22 protein-coding genes are annotated in these 26385 nt (G+C 58.7%); 8 read left to right on the top strand and 14 right to left on the bottom strand.

Annotation, left to right across the window (positions count from 1 at the left end):
* Positions 1-21: 21 nt before the first annotated feature.
* Complete coding sequence (locus AC1D02_RS15865) at positions 22-1029, top strand: sulfate ABC transporter substrate-binding protein (RefSeq protein WP_477318536.1); 1008 nt, start codon at positions 22-24, stop codon at positions 1027-1029.
* A gap of 70 nt (positions 1030-1099) precedes the next feature.
* Here AC1D02_RS15865 and AC1D02_RS15860 read toward each other — a convergent pair whose 3' ends face one another.
* The gene (locus tag AC1D02_RS15860) at positions 1100-1651 is read right to left on the bottom strand and encodes a hypothetical protein (RefSeq protein WP_477318534.1); all 552 of its coding nucleotides are present in this window, start codon (positions 1649-1651) and stop codon (positions 1100-1102) included.
* Positions 1652-1788: 137 nt separating this feature from the next.
* Here AC1D02_RS15860 and AC1D02_RS15855 point away from each other — a divergent pair, with 137 nt between their 5' ends.
* A complete protein-coding gene (locus tag AC1D02_RS15855; protein ID WP_477318532.1) occupies positions 1789-2679 on the top strand; it encodes a dienelactone hydrolase family protein in 891 nt (296 codons plus the stop codon).
* A 71-nt stretch (positions 2680-2750) separates the two neighbouring features.
* Here AC1D02_RS15855 and AC1D02_RS15850 read toward each other — a convergent pair whose 3' ends face one another.
* The 4 genes from AC1D02_RS15850 to AC1D02_RS15835 all read right to left on the bottom strand — a co-directional run bounded on the left by AC1D02_RS15850 (position 2751) and on the right by AC1D02_RS15835 (position 6333).
* Positions 2751-3188 (bottom strand): hypothetical protein, encoded by a 438-nt coding sequence (locus AC1D02_RS15850; protein WP_477318530.1) that lies wholly within the window; start codon positions 3186-3188, stop codon positions 2751-2753.
* A gap of 86 nt (positions 3189-3274) precedes the next feature.
* On the bottom strand, positions 3275-4351 hold the full coding sequence (locus AC1D02_RS15845; protein WP_477318528.1) for a porin: 1077 nt from the start codon (positions 4349-4351) through the stop codon (positions 3275-3277).
* Between the two features lie 303 nt (positions 4352-4654).
* On the bottom strand, positions 4655-5242 hold the full coding sequence (locus AC1D02_RS15840; protein WP_477318526.1) for an invasion associated locus B family protein: 588 nt from the start codon (positions 5240-5242) through the stop codon (positions 4655-4657).
* 11 nt (positions 5243-5253) lie between these two features.
* Positions 5254-6333, bottom strand: coding sequence for a nidogen-like domain-containing protein (locus AC1D02_RS15835; protein WP_477318524.1), 1080 nt, complete (start codon positions 6331-6333; stop codon positions 5254-5256).
* 513 nt (positions 6334-6846) lie between these two features.
* Here AC1D02_RS15835 and AC1D02_RS15830 point away from each other — a divergent pair.
* Positions 6847-7236, top strand: coding sequence for a hypothetical protein (locus tag AC1D02_RS15830; protein ID WP_477318522.1), 390 nt, complete (start codon positions 6847-6849; stop codon positions 7234-7236).
* A gap of 20 nt (positions 7237-7256) precedes the next feature.
* Here the strand turns inward: AC1D02_RS15830 and AC1D02_RS15825 are convergent, their stop codons facing one another.
* Together AC1D02_RS15825 and AC1D02_RS15820 are read right to left on the bottom strand one after the other, a co-directional pair.
* Positions 7257-7895, bottom strand: coding sequence for a hypothetical protein (locus AC1D02_RS15825; protein WP_477318520.1), 639 nt, complete (start codon positions 7893-7895; stop codon positions 7257-7259).
* 160 nt (positions 7896-8055) lie between these two features.
* The gene (locus AC1D02_RS15820; RefSeq protein WP_477318518.1) at positions 8056-9891 is read right to left on the bottom strand and encodes a hypothetical protein; all 1836 of its coding nucleotides are present in this window, start codon (positions 9889-9891) and stop codon (positions 8056-8058) included.
* Between the two features lie 238 nt (positions 9892-10129).
* Here AC1D02_RS15820 and AC1D02_RS15815 point away from each other — a divergent pair, with 238 nt between their 5' ends.
* Positions 10130-10894, top strand: coding sequence for an MGMT family protein (locus AC1D02_RS15815; RefSeq protein WP_477318516.1), 765 nt, complete (start codon positions 10130-10132; stop codon positions 10892-10894).
* A 533-nt stretch (positions 10895-11427) separates the two neighbouring features.
* Here the strand turns inward: AC1D02_RS15815 and AC1D02_RS15810 are convergent.
* From AC1D02_RS15810 to AC1D02_RS15790, 5 genes are all read right to left on the bottom strand, one after another.
* The gene (locus AC1D02_RS15810; RefSeq protein WP_477318514.1) at positions 11428-12849 is read right to left on the bottom strand and encodes a DnaB-like helicase C-terminal domain-containing protein; all 1422 of its coding nucleotides are present in this window, start codon (positions 12847-12849) and stop codon (positions 11428-11430) included.
* A gap of 211 nt (positions 12850-13060) precedes the next feature.
* Positions 13061-14134 carry a phosphomethylpyrimidine synthase ThiC gene (locus AC1D02_RS15805; RefSeq protein WP_477318512.1) on the bottom strand — a complete coding sequence of 358 codons (1074 nt, stop codon included), beginning with the start codon at positions 14132-14134 and terminating at the stop codon, positions 13061-13063.
* Positions 14131-14601 (bottom strand): hypothetical protein, encoded by a 471-nt coding sequence (locus AC1D02_RS15800; RefSeq protein WP_477318510.1) that lies wholly within the window; start codon positions 14599-14601, stop codon positions 14131-14133. The genes AC1D02_RS15805 and AC1D02_RS15800 overlap by 4 nt, the downstream gene beginning before the upstream one ends.
* Before the next feature lie 110 nt (positions 14602-14711).
* Positions 14712-15521, bottom strand: coding sequence for an SIR2 family protein (locus AC1D02_RS15795; RefSeq protein ID WP_477318508.1), 810 nt, complete (start codon positions 15519-15521; stop codon positions 14712-14714).
* Between the two features lie 120 nt (positions 15522-15641).
* Positions 15642-17045 carry a cyclodeaminase/cyclohydrolase family protein gene (locus tag AC1D02_RS15790; protein WP_477318506.1) on the bottom strand — a complete coding sequence of 468 codons (1404 nt, stop codon included), beginning with the start codon at positions 17043-17045 and terminating at the stop codon, positions 15642-15644.
* 610 nt (positions 17046-17655) lie between these two features.
* Between AC1D02_RS15790 and AC1D02_RS15785 the strand changes: the two genes are divergently transcribed.
* Complete coding sequence (locus AC1D02_RS15785) at positions 17656-19467, top strand: class I SAM-dependent methyltransferase (RefSeq protein WP_477318504.1); 1812 nt, start codon at positions 17656-17658, stop codon at positions 19465-19467.
* A 29-nt stretch (positions 19468-19496) separates the two neighbouring features.
* Here AC1D02_RS15785 and AC1D02_RS15780 read toward each other — a convergent pair whose 3' ends face one another.
* The gene (locus tag AC1D02_RS15780) at positions 19497-20498 is read right to left on the bottom strand and encodes a ParB/RepB/Spo0J family partition protein (RefSeq protein ID WP_477318502.1); all 1002 of its coding nucleotides are present in this window, start codon (positions 20496-20498) and stop codon (positions 19497-19499) included.
* A 326-nt stretch (positions 20499-20824) separates the two neighbouring features.
* Between AC1D02_RS15780 and AC1D02_RS15775 the strand changes: the two genes are divergently transcribed.
* The gene (locus AC1D02_RS15775; protein WP_477318500.1) at positions 20825-21919 is read left to right on the top strand and encodes an alpha/beta fold hydrolase; all 1095 of its coding nucleotides are present in this window, start codon (positions 20825-20827) and stop codon (positions 21917-21919) included.
* A 96-nt stretch (positions 21920-22015) separates the two neighbouring features.
* Here the strand turns inward: AC1D02_RS15775 and AC1D02_RS15770 are convergent, their stop codons facing one another.
* A complete protein-coding gene (locus tag AC1D02_RS15770) occupies positions 22016-22552 on the bottom strand; it encodes a hypothetical protein (protein ID WP_477318498.1) in 537 nt (178 codons plus the stop codon).
* 440 nt (positions 22553-22992) lie between these two features.
* Here AC1D02_RS15770 and AC1D02_RS15765 point away from each other — a divergent pair, with 440 nt between their 5' ends.
* Complete coding sequence (locus tag AC1D02_RS15765; protein WP_477318496.1) at positions 22993-24858, top strand: DUF885 domain-containing protein; 1866 nt, start codon at positions 22993-22995, stop codon at positions 24856-24858.
* Between the two features lie 299 nt (positions 24859-25157).
* Positions 25158-26363 carry an alpha/beta hydrolase family protein gene (locus AC1D02_RS15760; RefSeq protein WP_477318494.1) on the top strand — a complete coding sequence of 402 codons (1206 nt, stop codon included), beginning with the start codon at positions 25158-25160 and terminating at the stop codon, positions 26361-26363.
* The last annotated feature ends 22 nt before the right edge of the window (positions 26364-26385 follow it).

Below are 26385 nucleotides of genomic sequence, written 5' to 3'. Positions count from 1 at the left end.
CCCCATCGAAAGAGAAATCAGATGTTGCTCAAAAAAATAAGCCAGGCACTGGTCGCGCTCGTGCTGTTGGCGCAGGCCGCATCGGCCGCCGACGTCACCCTGCTCAACGTGTCCTACGACCCGACTCGCGAGCTGTACCAGGATTTTAATGCGGCGTTTGCGCGCCAGTGGAAAGCCAGGACGGGCGACAGCGTCACCGTCAAGCAATCGCACGGCGGCTCGGGCAAGCAGGCGCGCTCGGTGATCGACGGACTCGAAGCGGACGTCGTCACGCTCGCGCTCGCCAGCGACCTCGATGCTATCAGCGAACGTGGCCTGCTCGCGCACGACTGGCAAAAGCGCCTGCCGCACAACGCCGCGCCGTACACCTCGACCATCGTCTTCCTGGTCCGCAAGGGCAACCCCAAAGGCATCAAGGACTGGGGCGACCTGGTCAAGCCTGGCGTCGCCGTCATCACGCCCAACCCGAAGACCTCGGGCGGGGCGCGTTGGAACCACCTGGCCGCGTGGGGATACGCACTGCGCCAGCCGGGCGGCTCCGAAGCCACCGCGCGCGACTTTATCGGCAAGCTGTACCGCAACGTCCCTGTGCTGGACTCCGGCGCGCGCGGTGCCACGACGACGTTTGTCGAGCGCGGCATCGGCGACGTCCTGATCGCGTGGGAAAACGAAGCCTTCCTCGCCATCAAGGAACTCGGCCCCGACAAGGTCGAGATCGTGGCACCGTCGGTCAGCATCCTTGCAGAGCCGCCGGTGTCCGTGGTCGACAAGGTGGCCGACAAGCGCGGCACGCGCAAGGTCGCGCAAGCCTACCTCGAATATCTGTACAGCGATGAAGGCCAGGAGATCGCCGCCAAGCACTACTACCGTCCGGCGGTCGACAAGTTCGCCAAGAAGCATGCGGCCAAGTTCCCAAAGCTCAAACTGTTCACGATTGACGAAGTAGCGGGCGGCTGGACCAAGGCGCAGAAGGCGCACTTCGCCGATGGCGGCGTATTCGACCAGGTCTACGCGCCCGGCCGCAAATAATCCTTCATGCGTTGGCGTCTGGTCCTGCGGTCGGACGGGGACGTCAAGTCTCCATTTTGCATCGCCAACGCTATTTCGCCTCCGCCGAGTTCAGAGTGACTGCCGCGTTATGCTGCCCGCTTGCATGTGCTGGCAAAATCGACTGCATGTAAGAAAACATCGCAACTTGCGCACTCAAAAGCGCAATCGCGATCACCATCATCCAGCCCCTCAGGTCTGCCTTCAGCTCCTTCAAATCTTCCTTCGTCGCGCAATGCGCCAGCTCAGTGCTCATCCGGGTCATTTCCTTGCCAAAGAGCGAAAACTCTTCCTTCAGTTTTGTCACGTCACTTTGAAGAGCCGCTACCGCGAACATTAAGAGTCCGAACTCCTGCTTCAACACTGGCCCGACATCCTCCAGCAGTTGCGCAACATCCTTCTGCAATTGACTGACGTCGATCCTCAACTGCGCAACATCCTTCTGCAGTTGGGAAACGTCCCCCTTCAAAACGACGATATCCGACTCCATGTGCGACGTTCGCGTCGAGAGATCCGCCGCGTCGATGCACTCGCGCCTGATCACCTCGAGCTCGACCTTGATGGTGGCAACATCGCGCTCCAGCACTGCGATCCGATCTTGCATATCATCCCTTTTTCGTCATCGAAACAAGAGCACGTCTCAAGAATTCACCTCATCCGCAACCGGGTTATCATCTTGCCACCGCGCCTTGGTTGGCGCGCCCGACGCCGTCAATACAAACAATCCCAGGAGCCGACGCAATGACCAAACGCCTGACCGCCAAAGACTTTGACCCTGAAGTTCTGAAACTGTTCGACCAGTATGTGCATGGCCAGCTCGACCGCCGCGGATTCCTGTCGCAGGCTGGCCGCTACGCTGTCGGCGGCGCCACTGCGGCCAGCCTGCTGTCGGCACTGTCGCCGACCTTCGCCGCGCAGATGGTCGCGCCGGCCGATCCGCGCATCAAGGCGGTCTACGCCGAATACCCGTCGCCCAACGGCTACGGCAAGCTGCGCGGCTACCTGGTGCAGCCGGCCCACGTCAAAGGCAAGTTGCCGGTGGTGCTGGTGGTGCATGAGAATCGCGGCCTCAACCCGCACATCGAAGACATCGCGCGCCGCCTCGCGCTCGACGGCTTCATCGCCTTCGCGCCGGACGCGTTGTTCCCGCTGGGCGGCTATCCGGGCGACGAAGACAAGGCGCGCGCGCTGTTCGCCAAGCTCGACCAGACCAAGACCCGCGCCGACTTTGTCGAAGCTGCGCACCTGGCCAAGTCGCTGCCGAACAGCAGCGGCAAAGTGGGCGTCGTCGGATTCTGCTATGGCGGCGGCATTGCCAATTACCTGCCCACCGTGGTGCCGGAACTGGCGGCGGCGGTGGCGTTCTATGGCCAGCAGGCGCCTGCTTCGGAAGTGCCGAAAATGAAGGCGGCGCTGATGATCCACGATGCGGAGAAGGACGAGCGGATTCGTGCGGGATGGCCGGCCTACGAGGCTGCGCTGAAAGCGGCGGGAGTGAATTACCAGTACTTCGTGTACCCAGGGACGGAACACGGCTTCAACAACGACACCACGCCGCGTTACGACGAAGCCGCCGCTAAACTGGCGTGGCAGCGCACCGTCGATTTCTTCAAGGCCAGGCTGGCCGGCTAGATGCACTGAACGCTGCGCCACGCGGCGGAGACAAACCCGGGGTCAGGTCCGTCGCACCTGACCCCGTTTCTTCATTTGCCGCGCGGCGCCTTGTCCGGCGGGCTGCTCTGCATGAAGTCGATGTCCTCGTCGCTCAGCGGAACATCGTCGAACGACTGGATCGAATCGGTATCGATGTCGGCGCCATCGCGCGTCGACGAATCGCGCCCTGCGCTGGCGCGCTCGCCGGTGCCGCCCGAATCGCTGTCGCTGTCGAGGTTGGCGTCGCCCATGTCCGGGCCGGCGCTGTCGGTGCCGTGGCCGCGTTCGCTGTCTTCGCTGGTGCCGCGGTCCAGGTCCGGCAACTGGTCGTCATCGACGCCCAATGCAAAGCCCGGTCCGCCGACCACGTCGCTGCCGGAATCGGAGTTGTCGCTCGGCCCGAGCGCGTCGGTGCCATGCCCCTTGCCCAGACTGCGGTCCGGCGCTTCCGGAAAATTGTCCGGATCTAATGTGCTGCTGCCACTCATAGGAACTCCCGAAAGGTTAGATGAATCATGTTGGGAGCTTAACGAAATTTCCGTTGCGGCGGCGCGCTCCATGCGCCACGCCGCGCTCAAAACGCGTGGCGCATGCCGACGTTCAGCGCCGACGATCCACTGCCGCGCGCGGACGCGTTGCCGACCGTATAGTTGGCGCCGTTGCGGTTGGTGATGCGCGAATACGCCGCGTAGAAATCGGTGCGGCGCGACATCGCATAGCTGGCGCCGAAGGCCAGCTGGTTGGCGTCGAGATTGGCCCGGTCGCGGTCGTTCTTGCGAATGAACGACGCGAGCAAAGTGGTGGGGCCGACCGGCACCGCCAGCCCGACCAGTACGTCGCGGCTGTCGGTCGACGGCACCGAGGCGATCGCCGCGCTGTACGGATTGTCGGGATTCCACAGCGGCGAACTGGCGGCGCCGCGGCTGACGCTGTACGCCGCGTAGGCGGTGGCGACGCCGACCCGCAGGTTGGCCGCGAGCACCGAATTCTTCGCTTCCAGGTTGTTGCCCATCGCGGTAGCGGGCGCGATCTTCACCATGTAGCGGTTCTGGTGCGCCGCGCGCAAGGTCAGCGGTCCGTTGGCGAAGCCGACCGAAACGCCCCATGCGCGGTTGCCGGACGGATCGCCTACCACCTCGCCGACGCCATAGGAGGCCGCCGCCGACAGGCCATGCACCTCGTTGCTGTAGTAATGAATGCTGTTGTCGTCGCGCCGCCCGGAAGTGCCGATCAGGTTGGACGCGCTGCCGGCGGTGCCGCCCTTGAACGGGTCGCCGACGTCGGTCAGCGCCACATATTCCAGGTTGTCCTGGCGCCCGACCGTGACCGTGCCCGCCTTGCCCTTCAGGCCGACGAAGGCCTGGCGCAGCAAGCGGCCGTCCGTGCCCGAGCGGCCGGTGTCGGGCTGCAGGCCCGCCTCCAGGGTATAGATCGCCGACAGGCCGTCGCCGAGCTGCTCGCTGCCGCGAATGCCGACCCGCGATTCCGACGCGATGCCGCCGTCGATGCGCGTGGCGCAGCCATTCGCGCAGCCGCGCTCGCTCACCACGCCGGCGTCGATGACGCCGTACACGGTCGGGGCCGAATTTTGCGCCCAGGCGCTACCGAGGCTTGCGCCGAGCAGAGCGATGACGAGGGCGGATTGTTTCATGCGTGAACTCCAAAACCAGACAAAGTTGCCTGTACGCTCGTAATATCCGCTTTTATTGTCCTCCCATCTGTCGCCCAAGCCACATAGCGGCCTCAAGGTTTCCTGTAAAGATGTCGTCCTTGTCCGACATCCATTGCCCCACGCAAACGTTTCCCCTTTCGAAGAAACGCGTCTGCACTGCAATGTTCCGTTGAACGTCGAAATCCCAGCCGGAAACAAGCGGGGCCGGACAACTCGCGCTGCCCGGCCCCGGCGAGGAGGCGAATGCCGCGCCCCGGGACTTAAAGATCGCCGCAGGCGCCGTCAGGTCCGCGCCGGCGTCTTCGCCGGCGGCGCCACGGAGCCGCCCGGATGCTGGCGCAACGCCGCCAGCGCCTGGTCGAAGCCGTCGAGCGAAATCGGCAGCAACACCTGCTTGCCGCTCTGCCGCAGGAAGGCGAACTTGCCGATCTTGCCCGAGCTCCACGCCTTCAGCACCGGCGTCGACATGCGTCCCAACGACTCGCAGCGCTGGGTGTTGCAATCGCCGATGGCGAGCCGCATTTCCGGCTTCTCGTCGATCTTGATGCCGATGCCCGCCTCGCGCTTGGCGTCGGCCGAAAAGCGCGCGCGCAAGGTCGGCACGGTGCGCGAGTCCTCGAAGTCGACGGTCAGGCCCAGCACCACCTTGCGCTCGCGCGGATTGGTCGCCACCATTTGCGAGATCATGCAGCGTTCAACCTCGGCGCCCTTGCCGTTGCCGGCCACGGCACAGGAATAGCCCCAGGAAGCGAAGCGCTGCTCCTTGACGACGCGCGGCGCGTCGCCGCCTTGCGCTGAAGCCGCGCCGGCCGCGCAGGCGGCCAGCAGCGCAACCGCGCACGAGCGCGCCGCCTGCAAACGCGATCCCATCGCGCTGGCGGTCAAGCGCGCAACCCGGTGGCGCGACGCTGGCGCACGGAGCGGCTCGCGCCGATGGCCAGGGCGCCGAGCAGCAGCAGCAGCGCCGACGAGGGCTCGGGCACCGTGCCGCCGAGAGTCACCGTGATCGGCAACTGGGCGATGTCGAACTGGCCGGCGGCGGCAAACGTCAGCCCGGTGACGAAGGCTTGGGTGTTGGCCGGATCCAGGTTGGCCCCGATATCGATGCCGCCCAGGCGGAAGCCGTTGACGCCGCCACCGCCGAAATTGAAGGTGCCGCCCGGCAGAACCGAGCCGAGCAGGTCGCCGGTCAGCGAGAAGATATCGTAACCGTCGGCGTCGCCGGCGATGATCGGGAAAATCGCGCTGAGAATGTTCGGGCCCGACAGAACCTGGTACTCGTAGCCGGTGGCCACTTCAGGATCGATGTAGACGGTCTGTCCGAGGTTCGCGCTGAAAGTGAAGTGGAAGCCGGAGTCGTCGACGATCGTCGGCAGCAGCGGCGCGCCGGGAGTGGCGCCGTCGGAGGTCGTGCCGCCGCGGATCGCCATGGTCCACACGCCCGGGGTATCCTGGCTGACGTTGGAAGTGTTCGCCAGGTTCAGGATGCCGCTCGAGAACGAACCAGGCAGCACAAAGAAATTCTGATGGTTGCCCGCATCGTAGCCGGCCTGTGCAGGAGTACCGCCCATCCCGCCGGAGCCGCCGCTGGCGTCGCCGGTCGTCCATTGCAACTGGTTATAGCGGAACTCGATATCGAAGTTGCCGGCGCCGGTGTCGGCACGGTTCAGCAGCGTCAGCTGGAAATCGTTCAGCAGGTTATTGTGCTGGCTGTAATAGCCGACGTCGTGCCAGGTGACGACCACCGAGTTGGCATTCGGCGCCGCCACGTAGACCGCACCGCCGCCCGGCTGGCGTCGCGTATCCACATCGGCCCAGAACGGCGCAATGATCGGCAAATTGGAACTCGGGAAATGAACTGGCGTAAAGCTGCCCGAACCCTGTCCGAATGAGATGTTACCGTTATTATTAACGTAAAAATTATTAAATGTATTGCCGTAGAAGTTAACACTGAAGGGCAAGCTCAACTACCCGGACGTGCCATCGTCATTCGGTCCCTGGCTAAGGGCGCCATACCCTTCCGGTCCACCAAAGCCCGTGCGCAGAGGCGCCGCGCTCGCTGCGCTCAGCGACAGTGCCCCGAGCAGCAGGCCAATTCCTATTGACATCGATTTTTTCATTATTTTCTCCCTGTTTGGACATATCATCATTAACTACAGGGCGCAAACATTGCAAAAACCGTGCCAATAATATGATTTCAATAAAATCAGGTGTTTACGTTTGCCGTGAAAATCGACTGTAAAAATATCCGACATAATGGCGGCTAGCGAGAAAATATATGCATCGTGGAGTACCTACTTTATATGCGCCACATCGATCATTAGTAACAAAATTATTAAGCCGATTGGGATTGATAAACCGATTCAACTCGATAAGCGGAGGGCCAGGGCGACGACTTCGCGTTAGCTGCCGCACAGACTGGGGCGGCGCGCGGCGCCATGCTGTGTGCATAAACCCCAATGGAGAAACCAGCAATGACAACCGACCCGTCCACGATCGACGCCGCCAGCCCGGACGACGACAAAGCCCACCTGACCAAGGGCGAGGCGAAGGACACCGTGCGCGATGAAGGCAACAGCGAACTGGCCGCCTTCGTGGCCGCCCTGCAGATGCGCCGCCCGGTCAGCAACGACAAGGCCGCGCAGTTGCTCGAGCACGTCATCAAGGAAACGATGTCGGCGGCGGTCGGCTGGCTGGAAGGCCAGATGCGCGCCGATCACTGGGAAGAGTTCCTGAGCGATGGGGAAACCCTGACGCTGCTGGCGCAGCGCGCGCACAGATACCTGGAATCGAACCCGGGCGTCGAACTGTTCAACCTGTTCGCCAAGACGTTTGCCAAAACCACCGGCGAAATGTTCGACTGAACGCCGCGGCAATCACGCCATCATTTCGCCCGCAGCTGCGATTCCAGCTCGCGATTGCGCTGCTCCAGCTGATTGATCCTGCTGCGCAGCGCGGCCAGTTCGGGATCGGGCCGGAGAAATAGCTTAGTCCCATCCGGCAGGTTCGATTCGCACACGATCTCCTGGTGCACATCATTTTTCACCAGGCCCGGATAATCGTAATGGCGCACCTGGGCCACGGCCAGGTCGTCGTCCTGCCTGGCCAACTCGAGCTCGGCGATCAACGCGTGAATAACGGCGGGATTGAGGGTCGCGACGAAGTTCCCGTTCTCGGCGCAACGCCGTTCCAGCATCTGCCAGTCCGGCCCGCCGATGACCGCTTTGCGCCCTTCATAACTGCATTCGATCGCCACGCGTATTCCGGACTGATCCGGACGCGTGAGGAAAAGGCGCGGCGCACTCTCGGCCGCGGGATCGAATTCCTGGACTTGCCCCAGACCGGGGGCAGCGCCCTCCGCCGCCGCCGTCAGCGACGCGAGGTCGATGCGGGCGCGGGCTGTGCTCGGGATGCTCATGGGGTTGCCTCTGCAAACGTGTGGTGGCTCGGCCATATCGTCGCCGCGCATCGCCTTGCCCGCATCAATGCATGCGGTCAGTTCGGGCCTTTCGACGTACGGCAACACACTTCGTTGAGCTCAACACGCAAAAGGCACGATCGCAATGCGCGGCGCCTCCAATCCATTTTGGTCGCGCACCGCCACCGCGTCAATCTTCAGTTCGCTTGATGGGCGTATCCTCCGCTGCCGCGGAAAATACCCGGCGCGACGTCGCCGCCGCAATTCACCAGCTGACCACGCCATCGCCGAGGTCCGCAGGATGCATGATGACGCGGGGACTGCGCCGGCGCCCCGCCATCAGCTCCAGCTCCTCGCTTTGCCGGTTGGCTTTACGCGCCAGCTCGTCCACTTCCCGCTGCAGTTCATCGACCCGCAAGGCGTGCAGGTCCAGGCCGACGTGGGCGGCGGCAAATCCCAGCGCCTCCATCTCGTCGGGGCGGTAGCTGTCGCCGCGGTGCTTGCGTCCCATCAGCACGAAGCCGTCCAGCACACCGCGATGCGTCATCGGCAGCGCCAGGTCGGCATGGGGATGGGTCACCGGCACCGGCGCCAGGTCAGTGCGCAAGCCCACTACCGTGATGTCGTTTGCGCTGAAGATGTTTTGCGCCCCGGCGAGGTCGCCGGCCACCCGTCGATAGTCGCCGTTTTCCAGACGCTGGTAGATCGCGCAGCCCGCCTCGCCGCTGAAACGCTGCAACGCGGCGCAAAACGAGTCGAGCAAGCTGTCGACGGTGGTGAAATGCGCCGCCTGGCGGACGTACGCACGTAGCCGGCGTTCGTTGGTGTGCCATTTTTCGAACAGGAAGCGCTCGACCCAGCGTTCCAGCGTGCCATGAATCTTGTGGAATACCAGGTAAGCGGCCAGCGCCAGGCCGGCATCGACCAGCAGGCTTTTATGGCCGCTGCCGTAGCCCGGCGCCGCGCCGCCATGCATGACGGACGCGTAGATCCATTCGATGATGCCGAACGAGCACAGCAACAGCACGCTGACCACGCTGAACACCAATGCGCGGCTGATCGCGAAATCGAAGTTGAACACGCGATACTTGAGCACCGCGTAGGCCAGGCCACAGTACATCATCAGCTGGCCGCAAAAATACATCAGCAAGGTGACCCGCACGCCGGCGATCTGCGCATCGAGCGCAGGAATGCGCGTCAGCACGGCGGGCACGGCGCCGAGCGCCAGCGCCAGCAGCAGCCACAGATGGCGCTGGCGCATTTCGCCGACGCTCTGGCGCCAGCCGTCGAGCAGGCTGATGAGCACCAGCGCCAGCCCGAACATGCCGCCGAGCAGCGAGCCGGCCCATAGCCATGGCGTCTCCTCCCCCAGCCCGAAGCCGACGGCATAGGCCGCGGTGGTCAGCGCCAACGCGCGATACAGCGGCATCAGCCGCCCGAGCACCTCGCGCAGCGGGCTCGGGTAAGGCTGGTAGCTCAACGCGAAGATGGCGCAGCAGTACCACACGACACAATAGGCAGTAATGCACAGAAACTTGCCGAGTTTCAGCGCCGCGCCGTCCGGCGCGTAGCTGAAGTTGTAGAAATACATGAAGCTGAGCAAAATAAACGCCAGCGACAAAGCGCGGTAGGGGCGGCTTTCGCTTTGCTTGAAGCCGATCATCAGGCCGAACAGAAGCGCGGGCAAGGCGATCAACAAGCGGCCGAAGTAATCGACGTAATCGGCGAACGGGATTTTCTCCGGCCGCGCCGTCGGCGCAAGGTGGGTGGCAAGCGTGCCACGGTAGAGTGTCAGCCCGACCGGCGCGCCGATGGCCGGCTTGCGCCAGCGATCGACATAATGATCGAAGCGCAGGTAATCGCCGGGCGCCGCGCCGGCCGCTAGAAGGGCTGAATCGGGCGCGATGGACGCGATGCGCAATCGGTAGGTGCCCTGCCCGAGGTTGTCGCCGCCGATTTGATCGACCAGTTTGACGCCAATGCTGCCCTGTTCGCCGTCGATCAACAGCGGGCTGACCGCATGGCTGAAATCGATGACCAGAAGGATGGCCGACAGCAGCGCCGCGCAGCAGATGAACCAACGCCAAAGCGTAGAGGGCATTCGGAACCGCGCCATCGCTGAGCCTCCGTTCGATCGGGACTGCCGAGTTCGCCCCGAAGAACCATTATAGTTATTTGTCAGAAAATTATGCGAAATGCATAGTGGCGCGGAGACAACGATTTTCGCCAGTAGAATGGCGTCGGACGGTGATGGCCGTCGTGCCCGCGAAGGCGGCTACCCGTACCGGTCATTCCCACGGGCGGTGCCATTCGTCTCCTCACTCAGCTAGCGACGCCTCATGAACTCTACCGCGAAGGGTGCTCACTGCATCGATGGAACCGTCGAATACCTGCGCGTCAAGGCCGCTCACGGCGAGGATGCGAACGCAACGCCCTGTCCGACATTGGTGTGCGTTCAGGACGTGGGAATTGCCGGCGATGTTCACGCCAATCGCCTGAGTCCGCGGCAGATCCTGATCACGCTCGCCTCGGATTTGGAGGAGTTCGCGCTGGCGCCCGGGGCCTTGCACGAAAACATGGTGATTTCGCTTCCATCGCGAAAACATTTTCGCCCCGGCGCGGCGATCGTGACGAGCAGCGGTGTCGAGATCCGGCTGACGATGTTCTGCGAACCTTGCGCCCGCATCCTGTCGCAGATCGCCGACCTTCGCCGGATCATCCATCGCCGCGGAATCCTGGGCACCATTGTTACTGGGGGCGCCATCCGCCTCGGCGATACGGTTCAACTGCTTCCGAACAAATATGCGCCGCTTCCTGAATCACCGGTGCAACGATTTTTGGACTTCGTTTCGACCATCCCGGCAGGGCATGTCGTCCGGTATTCGGATGTGGCCATCGGAATGGGGGTGGCCGACAGCTTTGTGCGTGCGCTGCCCGGCTACATCCGAAGAAATTTGGATGGCGGCGCGCCCGTGCACCGGATCGTCAATGCCAAGGGCGAGTTGCTGGCATCCATTCCAGGGCAGGCGCAAAGGCTGGCCGCCGAAGGAGTCCGGATCGCGACCGCGACGGTGGATCTTGCCAGGTATCTTTGGCGAGGATGAACTCCAGCGCCGGTTGGCATATAGGCGTTCATTGCGCAAAGGACCGCGAAATTAACGCTTGCCGATGGAGACCCAGAAGGGCGCCTCCTTCGCTGTGAGACGCCAAACATATGATTCAGCCATCTTCGGGTGCAAAAACTCGGCCTGTTTGTACTTAGCACAATGTTACTTGACGGTTGGGCTGCTGTAACTTTTTGTAAGCACTAAAAAGCAGCGGCCGAACTGACCGTTGACACTGAACTCAGCCGCAGTCTGTATGCTGACTGAGGCTGAGCTAGGCACTATTTGGTGGCAGCGGTGTCCTTAATACTTCTCTATGAAAAATCGACGGTCAGGAATGCACACCCATTTTCCTACCCATGTTTGATAGAAGCATGAAATCCCATTCCCCAGCTCGCGCGACTGCCTTTGTTTCAATTCAAATGAGATCAAACTCACACGAATCAATTCCATTAATTCTCGCCAAAGCGTTTGTTAATCGATATTTTCGCGAAGCGGTTGCATGCGCCAGTCCAATACAACTCCCTAAATTATTATAAAAATTCGGAAGGTGAGTAATTGCCATAATTGTGATAAGGGCCAAACTGTTTGACGCGAACAGTTCCAAGAGGACCTAAAACGTTTTTTGCAATAATTAGTTCGACGGTTCCGGCATCTGGGCTGTCATAATTGTAAAACCGATCGTCATACAAAAAAATCACCACGTCGGCTTCCTCCGCAAGACCAAATTCTGTGGGGAGATCGCGCAACACCGGCCGCTTATTCGGACGCCTCTCGACCTCCGCATTCACATTGCAAGTCACCAAAAACACCGCACTTAACTCGCGAGCAAGTCGCTTGAGCGCCGCCCCGATGGATCCGCTCCCCGCCAAGCGAGGGTCCAAGTAGTGAGGCGAATCAATCAGCACTAATGAAATTGCACCAAAACGGCCCTTCGCTTCGCGACAACATTCTTCGATTTGCGCCACTGAGGTAAACGGTGAATCATCAATTTCTACGTTCACGTCATTCAGCACTTGTATTGACTGCGTGAGCTTTGGCCACTCATCATCTAGCAAATTTCCAGAGAAGACTCTGCTAGCGTTCAACCCTCCATGAGGCGTAAGAAGCCGCTTCGAGATCTCCTCGGTTGAATGTTTCAAACTGAAAATTAGGGTTGGAATTTCCAACTTCGAAACTGCGGACAATACAGAAAGTGAAAGCGTGGTTTTTCCGAGGGATGGTCGTGCGGCGAAAGCAATCACTTCCCCAGGTCGGAGACCGCCAATCATTTGGTCTAAATGGGTAAGTCCCGTTGAAATCCCTTCTGTTCTTGGCACTCCATCGGGGAAATCTCTGCCATATAGTCGATCAATTGCTTCCACATTCCTAGTCATGGCCTCTTGCACAGACATCGCTCTTCGACGCGACGATTTTTCGACCGTTAGTGCCGGCTGTCCGGGCGCATGCGAGTTCGCCCTTACCCATCCACCTCTGCTCGCGCGTTGAGTTGCTGCTAAAAGCCCCGCCATCGAACAAGCTCGGAGTTCGGACGCATTCTCCCAAAAACTGCATGTATGTTGCTCCCTAATGCGATGGCAAAATAAAGTCAACTTTTCCCATGCGATGTCGTTGGCATCGGTCCGCTTTCGCGGCAATAATGAGGGATCCTTGTGAAGCATCGGGATCACCGGCTTCCCCAGGGAGACTGCATAATTGTATTCACGTTCGGTAAAACTTATGCCACGAATATCAGTCGATCCGTATCGACCACCGACAATTAGCATATAAAAATCGGACTCATTGATTACCCGCTCTATCAAAGACCAAGCGTCTGAATCTCCCGCAGAAAATTGTTCCATTCCAGCTGGAAAATGTCCAAGCTCAAGTATTGCGCGCATTGCCGCTTGCCGCTCATCAATAAGATCGGTGTAAGTAGATGAAATAAAGACTTGGAAGCGCCGCTCAGCTTGCATCGTGGTTAATAATTTTCTTTGTGGGGAATTGAAAAGTGTAGCCTGAATCGGTAGTAAGCAACCTCCAAGTGCGCTGGGTCAACACCGCCTCCGAACGAAGCATCTACGCGGGCTGCAACTTGCTTCACTTAAAAGCGCATCACATCACTTGCATAGGTACCAGGCGCTATCTGGCGTGCACCCAGCCACATGGCGCAACCTGAAGTGATAATCATAGAGGACACGCGCGCACACAACGGTCGCATCCGCTGCTGATTTTATCGGCAACACATGTCCGATTATCCGCGCGCAATTTTGCAATTAAATGATCCTCCGCATCGTGGTTCAACATATGAATGTCAATCACGTGCGCGGCGACAAACGTTGCCGCGACGGCCTCAAGTGTCGAATCTACAGTGGGGACCCCGCCAGTGTGTTCCTCCCTCGTCACCGCGGCCAGTATCTGCGCGCACCCTTCAAGTCCCATGATCGTCCCACCAATGGCGCTCGCCACGTGATCCATACCAATAGCGGTGTCGGTCGGAATTGGGCCGAGCGGCATGACTGGAAACCCGGTCGAACGTAGTAATTCAGCTATTCTCCTGATATCCCTCGGACGCGCATGACCGGGCGACTCAATAATGACACCGACGCCATGAGAACGAATTAACTCTGCTAGTTCGATTTGGAAGTCGATCTCTGCTAACTGCGCTTCATCACAAGAATCAAAAATATTCGCCGACCTGAAAGCGGCCCCTAAGCTGAGCACCACTCCGTTTTTTGCTGCGTGAGCAATAAGTTCGGGCAATATCTTAAGATATGCATTCTCGTCGCGCCACCCACGAGTTTCGGCGTCAGCAATAATTAGCCCACCACCTCTGGAGGTACATGGTGTTAAACGTCGATTTGACATCTGCTTAATTCGAATGGTAGGGGTGGGATGAATTGTGAGCAAACCAACGCCCCCCTCCATCTGCTCGATAGCAATTTCGAGAAGTTCTGACGCATCGATTAGTCCGTTACGAATTTTTGCTGTATAAACGGGCAGGCAAGCAGCGACAGCCTCAGTTTCACATAAAACAGTCTTCCACAGTGGAACGTCATTTGCAGACGAAACGATGCTGAGATCGCTAATAATATGTGGGGGCTTTTCGGATCCTGCCATGCGTCGAATTTTCTCTACCTGGATATCGTGTTGGCGAAGATGGCTTTTTCCGATCAATGCCATAACGAGCGTTCTGCAGCCGATTCCCGCTTTGTAATGGTGCGCCCCCGCACGGAGTTTAACTATGCTATGAGCGTTCACAGGAGCATCGCCTTAATGCATTCATGGACATCCTCAGGAGAGACCGCTCGCACTAGCGCCTTTGCAAGATATGTGGGCGCGATGGTATCTAACGCGTTTCGTATCTCCGGATCATGTTCGAGCAACTGCGAGGGAAAATCGTCAGAAAATTCTGGTACCGGAATAATTTGACAACCGAGTTTCTTTGCTGCGTCCACTTCTGCCTGTGTGCCCATCCCGCCGTTGTAAACGACCATTACGTTGGTCTGACGCAAAAGCGGGGAGCGCCATTCCTGCAGAACTGGCAATAGTCTCGCCTCATTCGCGAAACTAGGGTTGGCCGCATATGGGTTGGGGAAAAGACGGAATCTATTGATAATATCGGCGCCACGTGCGATGCAGTGCTCCAAGAATGCAGTTACGACAAATCGACTGGTCCCAGTGGACTGCCCATCGAAGAGAATTAATCCGGGTTCTTCCGCGAGCAATCTTCCGAGTCGTGCTAGTGACTCAGGAGTGGACCCGTCCGCACCGCGCACGTGCGACCCGGTCACAAACACTGTGTTTCCGCGGGAACCCAAAGCAATCCCATCCAGTATTACCTGAAGTTCAGCATGCTCATCAATTTGGCAAGCCTCGATCCCCACCCGAGCCAAGTCCGCAACCACAAATCCTGACGCGCTTGCTTTGCTTGTCGTCTTGAATCGTCGGCATCTTGTACCCTCCGCAAAACGATATGATGTTGTCGAGTAGCAGCACGCCCTAACCGCCGCGCTTCTACCAGAATATTGTTAATATTACTATCTCCATAGGAATATCCAATAAATAGAAGTGATTTTTCCAATAGATCCTGGCTGAGCCGTTGCGCTGTCGCCGGGCGTCGATCGAAGAAATCCTCATAGTCTTCTTGCGTCGCGACAATACTGTCATGTGTGGAATGTTCAATGCACCCGTGCATTTTAATTACTTCAACACCTGAGCTCGCCACGCTTCGAACGATAGCGTCGTCTGTCGACTTTACATGAACGTGGAAATTCCTCCTGAATGAATCTTCCAAAAGAGTATCGTAGTTGGTTGTCCACAACGTGCTAACATTTGTACGAGCCAGTGCCGCATGATAGGCATTTCCGGTGAATTGCCGCGAAAGCGATTCGCGAAAGTGTTGTATGAGCGGTCCGCGATTCCCATTCGCATGATTGACAATGTACTGGGCAATAAGTGGAAGTGGGTCCTCCGCAACGATATCGATCCCCAATCGAGTTTTCGCCATCGGCCTCAGCAGATCCGACCAAGAGGGTACCTTAGAGGCCGTGGAAATTCCAGAGCCGACAAAAATCGCGCCACGCCCATGTACCAAACTCTTCGAGAATTCAGCTATTAGATCACTTGGATTCAGGTGTTCCTCCATTTAAAGTAATATAAGTCTAATTGAATATTTCCAGCCGAACGAGCAGCAATATTCTGATGCCCAAGAAGCGATGAAAACGGCTGACGAATATTTGGTTAATACAGGCAAGTGTGCCAGCATCTAACCTTCCATTCGAACCAAATCTAACTCTTCCAGGCGAATCGCCATCGCTGTCACCGACACTTTAAACTGATTTGCAAGTGAAATATAGCTCCGACCATCAAACCTTTCCGTGCCAGCGAGCAGTAGAGAAAGACTCCGAAGATTTTTCGTCCGGCGTCGGGCGTCGGTGAGCCCGGTGGCAAAGAGCGCAAACGCTGTTTCATCCGTAAGTGAGAACTCATCCGCACCGTAAATCGCCGCGAACCTTTTTCGTACCAGAACAGCTGGCATCAAATAGCAGGACGCAAATTGATCCGCTTCTCTCTCAATGCGGCTTCGGGAAATGATGGTACCGTCGAGGGGGCGATCGCGATGTGCTTCTTTAAGCGTGGGGTGTAGGACAATATGTCCGAGTTCGTGAGCAGCAGTGAAAATTCGTATATCTGGACGCATTTGCCTAGAGACACTCACCCTCCCAGGCTGCGATTCCAGTAGCCCCGCGACTTCGACTGTTCCTGCGTCCGACGCAAAAGTGCCGAGAGTTTCCACCAACATGAAATTGTAGTCAAGAAGTCGAAGCGCAACTTCAGGGTTGAGAAGGTCAACCGGATTAGTTGGGATCGTCGTCTCCGCCCACAGTTTTTCGCGTTGTTGCCAAACAATTGCCCGGACCGCAGAGGCACGCTCCTCGATCTCGTCTTTAGAATAAATTGATTTTGAACCAGACCAAAGCTTCGCGATTGGATCAGAGTCGTCGACTTTGCTCTGCACACCGAGATCTTCACCTCGCAACTTAGCAATACGTGTAAGTGCCGCTTCATATTTACTAATAGCAATTTTCTGAAGTTGATCGCATTCTCGACGCTGCTGCCGTGCCCAATAGCTACCTTTGAACGACTTCAGGTTAAGATTTATCACGAACACAGCAGAAAAGACTCCAGCGAGGGCCGCGCTCAACGCAACACCGGTATCACCGCGCGCGCCTTTGAACCCCACATCGAACACCGCGGCTGAGTGATCAATCAATTCGATACAGGATTCCGCGATTTTGAAGGGAATGGCGGTCGCCAGCTTCAGTTGATCCAGCGCTGCCTTCGCCAACTTTCGTCTGCCCACACCATCGCTTTCTTGATCCCGAGCTCTACGGGTCTGGATTACCAAATCGAAGGCATCAGCGTCCGCTTGGAACAGTTCGGTCAAGAGTGGTACTAAGTCGGTCTGTATCCTTGTGCATATTTCAGCAACACGTACGTGATGCCTTTCATACTCGCTTCTCTCCAGAGTCAAATGTCCAACCGTGACAACCAGCTGCGCCGCTAGCAAACCAATAAATGCGGCCGCGCTACCGGAGCCTGGTGCATGCGACCCTGAGCCAAATTTATCCAGAAGAGTATCCGTAGGCAAGGACAGCAGTGATGGCATATTCATTGGCTTGGCTCAACTTAAACAAGAGAGATTGATCTCAATTTCCGGAGGAAGTTTCGAACAAAAAATGAATGAATTAATTTTTGCAGAACACCTAGTGTGCAGCATTATTGTGCAGCGAGGCAAGAAAAAATAAGAATCGACATCGACAGCTTGGTTTACTGCTGGACCAATCGATCAGCAGGCAATGCTGACCGTGCACTGCTTGCACAGCGTTTCAGTTAAGAGCTCCTACCCATGGCTAATCGGGTGCGTTCGTTGCGGTCCGAGTTCGACGCTGTCCTGGCAAACAACACAGGTATTATTGGATTTGGGGCAATGCAGTTAGCATCGTTTTCGCGGGATTGACAGTCCAGCTCAGCCGGAAAATCTTACTCCAGTACATACGTACCGAGTCTGCCATTTAACTGCGGGAGCCTTGGCAGTCCGTGCGGGGAGCACGGTTACCGGCGGCAGCCTATCCTGCATTACGGTGGCGACTCTGCTTTTACTTGATACTGTCAAAGCCCCTTGGGATGAACTTGCGTGCCCGGGACAGCCTCATGCAACGCCACTCCTGACGCTGAGAGCGATGAGACCACGCCGACGCGGATGGCCAAACATCCGCGTGCTTGTTGCACCAGATAACGAAGCGAATGTTTCAATAAAGACAGAAAAATGGCAACATAGCCATATGACGCAGATCCCCTACTACGATCAGAACGCACCAGCACTGGTGACCCAATATGAATCGTTGGCGTTCGAGGACGTGCATGCGGCGCTACTCAATCTGCTGCCCCAGCCTGGCGCAACTATCTTGGACATTGGCGCCGGCTCCGGTCGCGACGCTGCCTGGTTTGCGGCCAACGGTTACGATGTCGTCGCCGTCGAACCATCGGACGCAATGTTGCAAAGGGGACGAGCGTTGCACCCGTCATCCCGAATTCACTGGTTGTCCGACAGCCTTCCTGAACTCTCCCAGGTACGGCGCCTTGGACTGACCTTTGACCTCATTCTCCTGTCCGCGGTATGGATGCACATTCCTCCGGCGTCTCGTGCGCGAGCGCTGAGAAAGCTCGCCACGATGTTGGCGCCAGGAGGCCGTATCGCCCTCACTCTCAGACTTGGTGAACCTGATCGCGAACGCGAGATGCACGAAGTCTCGCTGCAGGAACTATCGTCACTCTCGCTCCAGTTCGGACTCCGGGTGGTTCACGCGAGCGAAAGCGACGATCGATTGGGGCGCGCCGGCATTTCTTGGACCACCGCGGTCCTTGGACTCCCTGACGACGGGCTCGGCGCCTTGCCTCTCCTGCGTAACTTGATTCTGGTGGACGACAAATCCTCCACTTACAAAATCGCTCTGCTACGCATACTGGCTCGGATCGCAGACACGGCGAACGGTACGGCACGCCACGAATCCGATTTTGTCGCCGTCCCCATGGGCATGGTCGCACTGTTCTGGATGCGCATGTACAAGCCGCTGATCGAAAGCGATCTGCCGCAGATGCCGCGTACGCGCTTAGGCACACAACCTGGCTTTGTCACGGACAGCTTCAACGCCCTGCGGATCCTCAATCCCTTCGAACTGCGTGTGGGCGCAACCTTTAGTGGCGATACGGCGAAGCATCTCCAACGCAGTCTTTCCGAGATCTCGCAACTAATTCGCCGGATGCCGGCCAACTATCTGCGCTGGCCCGCGAGTGACCAGCCCATATTTGAAATCCAGCCTGGTCGACGCACCACTGCCCCATCGCCGCTCTCGATTGACGCCGCCTTTCTCTGGAGCTTCGGCGAACTGCGCGTGCCTCCCCAAATCTGGCAGGCCCTCACGCGCTACAACGTTTGGATTGAACCGGTCCTCGTATCTGAGTGGGTCAGGCTAGTGGAAGTCTACGCAGGGAGCGGCCAGCCGAACGCACGTCAACTAGCCCAAACAAAGTTGGCATGGTCAGATCCTGAGCGCGATACCCGCGTCGCGCGCGAAGCCGTTGTGCGTCTCCGTTCGGCGTGCAAGGCTGTCTACTGCGTGTGGTCGGGCCAGCGATTGCGTGACGACTTCGATATAGATCACTGCTTCCCGTTTGCAGCCTGGCCTTGTGGCGATGCATGGAACCTGATGCCCGCGTCAAAACAAATCAACAATCAAAAGTCGAATCGCCTCATTACGCAGGGCGCGCTTGAGCGCGCGAGTGATAACATCACAAACTGGTGGGGAGACGCATTCTTAGCCGACGGACAGACCTCCAAACAGCGCTTTTATCTTGAAGCCGCACAAACTTTGCCTCTCCTGATAGAGCACCCGGAGCCGGCAGACATCATCGATGCGATGAAGATGCACCGCATCCGGCTCGCCAAGGATCAGGGACTGCGGCCATGGGAGCCAGGACCCTCTGCAAGTTTGGCCGTCGCCCAAGCCGTCATCACCCATCAAGTCTGATCAGTTTGAATACGGCTGACGTCCACATGTCAGGAATGCGGCACTACCTTAGTGAGAACGATGCGTGCAAGGTCGATCTCCGACTCGATCAGTTCATTCGCATATCGCACGACGACCCTTCGATCGCTTGATGGACGAACGAAGATCAGCAGCTCGATCGCCGCGCCATCGACAGTCCCAAAAAGACGCGACCGATGCGAATCTGATGCGCGCTTGAGATCAAGGCCAGACTTTGGTCCCTTCATTGCATCCCCCTTGCCGGTCCCTGATCGTGTTTGAGGCGCGATCTTCGATTCTATGGAGGTCATCTCGATCGGCACCGGACTACCACTCATGGTGGGAGCCGGGTCAGGATCCGGCGCGGCGGTTCCGGTTTTCTTCAACGATGCCTCGATTGCTTCAACCAGTTGCAGCCCCACTTCAGTCGCGCCGGCACACGCATCCTCAACCAGGCGTGCATCGATTCGCCATAATTTCGTAAGCCGGTACAGGTACTGCGGCGAACGGCAAACCCGCGAATGGTACATCTCCAGCACGAAGGGCGGAACGTCTCCAGTCAGACAAAGGAGTTGGGTCACTGCGCTCGGATGAATCCCGAGCCTTGTCGCCACTGCGGATTTCGATTCGCCCTGGGCCAGCTTCTTCGCAATGAACGTCGCCAGTTCCAGCGGCTGCAGCGAAGTGCGCCGTTCGTTTTCCGCGATTTGCGAATAATCGTCAAGCTGACGCGGGTCCTCAGTCACCACATACGGCGCGTCGGGCAATCCCAGATGCATCGCTGCGCGAAAACGCCGGGCACCGAAGCGTATGCGGAGCCGGTTATTTTCCAACCGCCGTACAACGATGGGCTGGAGAATCCCATGCACACGCACGTTCTCGACGAGGGCCGCGAATTCTTCCGGCATCGATTCGAAGCGGGGATTATCGGGGTCCTCTTCGAACGATGACAAGGGGGCCCGCTCGGCGCATCCGCGCGGCGTCGAGGACCGAAAATATTCCGCGTCGTCCAACATCGAAAGATCCAGCACCATGATCCGTTCCTTTCCTCAAGTGACCGTGAAGTACCCTTTCGGGTCAAGCTCAGCAGTCTGGCATGCGACAACACGCCTGTGGGACCGATAGCGCCCTCGCCTGCTTAGCGTCAAATCTTCCTGTTCCCCAGCAAGGTCGCGGCCCGGATGAGCAACGTGATGTGAAGGGGGGCGCTGCCTGGCTTCCTCAGCAGGGTGCCGTTCAGGCGCTAAGTTACCCGGCCAACAAACCAACTATCGCGCTGAGCCAGCATCGGTGACAGCCTTCGACGCGAGTAGTCTTACATATCGTTCTTGTTCAATTGAAAACAAGGTGCGATACTCGGATGGCCGAATTCAATTTCCATGTGTCCACTTGCGAGGTTCGAATGATTCGTTATTTCGTCTCTGTAGTGATCTTCACCAGCATTGTTGCGACCGTCGCCAACTGCAAAGTAGCGATGGCCGCCGAGCTGCCAGTGCCCAATCCGGAATTCGTGCCATACGCTGCTCCGGACGTCTTGGCGAAACTTCCCGACGGACGCATCATTCACCTGAAATGCACGGGCGCCGGTTCACCTACGGTAATTCTTACCGCAGGGTTAGGCAATTGGAGCGAAGTCTGGCGTAAGGTGCAACCTCGGGTCGCCACAGCGACACGCGTTTGTGCCTGGGACCGCGCCGGATTCGGCTTCAGCGTCGGAAGCCGACAGGAACAGAGCGTCGCTAATACGACTTCCGACCTTGAAGCGGCACTAAAGGCCGCAGCAGTGCAAGGGCCATATGTGATGGTCGGTCATTCGCTGGGCGGATACGAGAGTCTGCTCTTCACCGACAAACATCGCGATGCGGTAGTGGGCATGGTGCTGGTTGATCCCAGCTTTCCGGATCAGTCGGCCCGTTTGGGAAAGTCCGCCCCTAACTTTATGGCCTCCCTAACGGAACTCCTGCGCACGTCTGCTAGCGGAATGCGAAAGTGCGCCGCAGCCGCGAAAAACGGCGAACTGACGTTGGCGTCACCTGATCCAGACGGGTGTTTGAAATCGCCAAGCTCTTATCCGGCGGCGACTGCTGCCGAGCTGGCACGATTGAACACCGAAGAAGCGCGGTGGACAGCCAAAATCTCCCTCCGAGACAACTTTGACCTAAGCAGTCAATTGGCTGTGAATAACACACGAAACTATGGGTCCATGCCATTAATCATTCTAACGGCGGGAAAAATGCAGGCTATAGCGGGGCTTGAGCAAACCGTCGCAGAAGGCCTGACAAAGGGATATCCCGCTTTCCTGACCGAATGGAGCCGGGCGCACGACGAACTCGCGGCGCTGTCATCACGGGGCAGAAACCAATTGATCTCGGAGAGCTCGCACTACATTCAACTCGAGCGTCCGGATGTAGTTATCGATGCGATTAACGATGTGGTGACACAGAGTCGGCGCTGAGTCTGCAAGGGGACACTTCCGAATGGCCGCAGGATTCTGTTGCTTGCGGACGAGAGATCGCAGAGCAATGTCCGGCCTGGGGTTGGCTGATCTCTATCATTTTGAACGCCACCTCGCGACGTTTGCTCCAATCAGCGCCGCAACTTGTTCGGCATGCCGCAATACCGCAGCGCGAAGCGCTTCGATGATGTCGGCGCCGCCGGCTCGCGTAATCGATACGCCAGCGTTGGCGGCGCGCGCAAGCTGATTCAAATTGCGGCCGATCGCCAACATCTGCAAATTTGAACGCGCCAGCGTCTCTAGTTCGCGCTGGCCTAGTTGAGGCGTAGCGTAGACTCGGGCGTTGATCAACGCGACAATCCAACGCGTTGGTGAAAATCCCTCACGCCCTGCCATCTCGGTCACCGTGGCGATTTCCTCTTTCGTCAGTCTCAGTTCGACCCGCACTTTTTTCGACGCAGTCGCATGGGGCACCGGACGTTCGATGGCGTCGCTACCGTTCGTGAGCTTCGCGGCGATTTGACGAAACCCGGCACTGGGCGAGATGCCGCGGGCTTTGCAGTAATCGAGCCAAGGTTGCTTGTATTCCTGCAGGTCGATATTGATGCGATTCGGGCGCAGCGTGGTCTTCATGAAATCCTCCAAACAGGCACATCGATTGATGCGCCCATTTTGATCAAGCGTTCGGGGAAAACGTTGACGGGCGACAGGCGAGCCTCCTCTGCATCGGCGTCTCTCAGTGTTTGCTTGAAAGCCGGTATCAGCACGCGATGCGCTACGGACACAGTCGGATGCTCTGGAGGAGCACCGTGACACGCAGGGGTGCGCCCTGACGGGCTTCCTCGCCTGCGCTCGGCTCGAATCGCCCCTCCGGGTGGCCGCGACCACCACGAGAATTTCTGCAAGGGACGACCCTTGAATGCACAGTACGGAGGGAAGAAGAAACGGACATGCATCCCATCGGGATTCCACTCGCAGTAACAATTCCTTGTTTGTAATTTTTGCAATCCGATGCTAGATTGGCAATTCCGGAAATCCCCGATCGCCAGCCGCCTGTTCCTGTGAAAGAATCTATGGCCCAACCTTCCCGCGCGCTGCATATCCTCCCGCGCGCTCTCCTGTTGACCACGTTGCTTTTCTCAACCGGTGCGGTGTCGCTAGCGGCGACTGAAGTTCCGTCACCAACAACTAACGGTCTTCCAGCCTCGGCGGACAAGGCTAATCCGGAATTCACGGCATGGTCCGAACAGTTCGCCGACGATGCGGTTCGCCTCAACCCGCAACTGGCGACGCAGAAGCAATACTTCGACGGCGCCGAACAGGCAGCGCTCGATCGAGAACTTACTCCGCTCAATGCGGCGCACCGAGCTAAACGGGCGGCTTTGCGGCAAGCCGGGGTACGTAGGCTTCAGCAATGGCAGCGGGACCCACTTGATTCCGCGCAGCGCATCACCGCGGCGGTCATGCTGGCATCGCTCGAGTCCGAAATTCGCATGGACAGCATCGACGATTACTACTTCGAATTTAATCAGTTTGCGGGCACTCACCTTGACCTGGTCGAGTTCATGACGGAGGTGCAGCCGCTGCGGCGCGCATCAGATGTGCCGGCGTACTTGGCGAGACTGGCGCAGTTGTCAACGAGGATCGATGAAGCGCTGGTGCGCGCCCGTGTCGCGACCGACAAAGGCATGCTGCCTCCACGCTTCATTCTGGAGCGAGCGCAGGTGCAAGTTGACGCCTTCCTCGCTCCTCCCTCGATGCAGAACGCGCTGGTTGTCGCCCTGGTCGGACGTACGGCAGGTTTGTCTGATTTCACACCCACCGCGCGGGCAGCAGCGATCGCCGAGGCAGATCGCATTGTCGCTGGCCAGGTGCTGCCGGCATTCATTCGACTCAAAGACTACCTGGCTCAATTACACCCGCGCACAAACGATGTCGCAGGGATGTCCCGGCTACCCGGCGGCAGGCAAGCATATGCGGCTGCCCTGGCATCATTCACCGGCACCAGCATGACGGCAGACGATATCCATCGGATCGGTTTGCGCGAGGTCGGCCGCATCGAAGCGGAAATGGATCGGCACCTTCAAACTTTGGGTTTCGTCGATGGCAGCATTACTGCGCGCATGGCCGCGCTGGATGCGTCGCTTCAGCCTTCGACGAACACCGATCCTCGCCCTCAGCTGCTTGAGCGTTTCCGAGCGATCGAACGCGATGCCGAGGTTCGCAGCGCTTCACTGTTTAACCTCCGTCCGCGCGCAACACTGACCGTGCGCCGCGAGCCCGAGCTGACGGAAGCCACCGCGTCGGCCCACTACACTTGGCCATCACAGGACGGCAGCCGCCCAGGCACACTGTGGGTGCCGATGCCGGGTCCTCGATTCGAAATGGCCTCGATGCGATCGCTGACCTACCATGAGGGCATTCCTGGCCACCACTTTCAACTGGCTCTTCAGCAGGAAATGCCCGCCTTGCCAAAGTTTCGCCGGCAGCGAATTTTCGGCGGCGGCTCTTCACATTCCGAGGGCTGGGCCCTGTACGCCGAATTTCTGGCGATCGAGCAGGGATGGTATGAAGGCGACTTGCCCGGACTTCTGGGCGCCCTGGACTCACAGCTTTTCCGCGCACGTCGTCTGGTTGTCGACACCGGCTTGCACGCCAAGGGCTGGACGCGCCAGCAGGCGATCGACTACGGCATCAACGCCCAAGAGGTCGAGCGCTATGTGGCCTATCCAGGCCAGGCATGTGCTTACATGACCGGCATGCTTCGCATAGTTGAAATGCGCGAACAAGCTCGTGCTGCTCTTGGGCCGAAATTCTCCCTCCAAGGCTTTCACGACGTGGTGCTAAGGACAGGTTCGGTACCGCTGAACGTCTTGGCGACGGTGCTCGACGAGGACATCGCCGTTCGGCTCGCGCGACCACTTGCCGCCACACCTTAACTTTTCCCACGACCGGAGCGAAATCCATGAAGAAACTTTGCGTCATCGTCTGCGCTGCCCTGCTTGCGTTCTCTGCCCCGTCGTTCGCGAAAGGCGGCAGAGGTGGCAAAGGCGCGTCCTACGGCGGAGGACACCACACCACCAGCCATGGCGGTCACTACGCCGGCGGTAGCGGCAAATCCCACAAAGGAGGCCGTTACGCCAATACGCGCACTGGCAATCGGTATGGCAAGCACAAATAACTTCGCGTTGCATGGCGAGCAATCGACCTATAAAAAAATGGCAGTTTGGAGAACTTCATGCGACACCTTTTAGCGCTGGTGCTGATGCTGCTGTGCACCTGCACGCACGCCCAATCGAATTTTGTGCTCGACGCCAAGCCAGGCAGCTACGCCGTCGGCCTGCGGGTCCTCCAGCAACATGACGCCACCCGCGCCTACAAGCGCAAGGGAGCAACGCCAGGCGCGGCGGCCGTGCTCAGTGAGCGGGGACGGCCACTTCTCGCGCTCGTGTGGTATCCCACGCGTGACATGGGCGCGAAGCTCACCAGTACGGACTATCTACGCATCACCCGGGCCGATGAGCAGTTCGACTTGCCGGCGGACGAGGTGGAGCGCAAGGCGGAGGCGTGGGTGAAGGCGCGCAGTGCCAAGATGCCAAAGGACGTGGTGCTCAAGGAATTGCAGCAGGCCACCATGGCGCAACGCGATGCAACGCCTGCTCCGGGGACCTTTCCACTGATCGTCTATGCACCAGGGTTCGGATCGTCGGCTGCGGAAAATGCTGAGTTGTGCGAATTCCTGGCCAGCCAGGGCTACGTGGTCATCGCCAGCGCCAGCATAGGCGCTCGGGAACGCGCAATGGGCCTGGATTCCGAGGGTGTCGAGGCGCAAGCGGCCGACATCCGCTTCCTGATTGGTACGGCCCAGCAACTGCCGCAGGCGGATTTGGGGCACGTCGGCGTGGTGGGATTCAGCTGGGGCGGCATGGCAGATTTGATTGCCGCCGCCCAGGACAGCCGCATTCGCGCGGTCGTCAGTCTTGACGGGCCGTTTCGTTACGTGCACGCGTTTGTCGATGGCAGCGCGAAGGCCGCCCGCGATGTCAGCGCCGGCCGCATCACGACGCCGCTGCTGTTCGTCGGGTCGCGCGACAAATCCATAGAAGCGCTGAACATGGAAAAGATCGACACCAGCCGCAGCTTCATCAATGAGATGACGCACGCTGACGTCTATCTCGCCACCATGCGACCGTTGCGTCACTTTGATTTCGCGTCGCAGCTGCTGCGCTTCACGCCGGCGGACGTCAAGGATGAGTATTCGCGCCAGGAGGTGCTGGCTGCGTATGGCTGGACCGCGCGATATACGCAAGCCTTTCTCGATGCGTACTTGAAAGGCAGCGCCGCTGGGCGCAGCTTTTTGGATCGCCAGCCCACCGAGAATGGCGTGCCGCTGCATATGATGTCGCTGGAGCGGCGGATGGCAAATAGCGGTACGGCAAAGTAGGACTACCAGTTTGCCCCTATCG

This window comes from Massilia sp. P1_C10, assembly GCF_056406475.1.
Note: the sequence above shows the minus strand (reverse complement) of the source record. Positions and strands in the feature narration are given on the sequence as shown.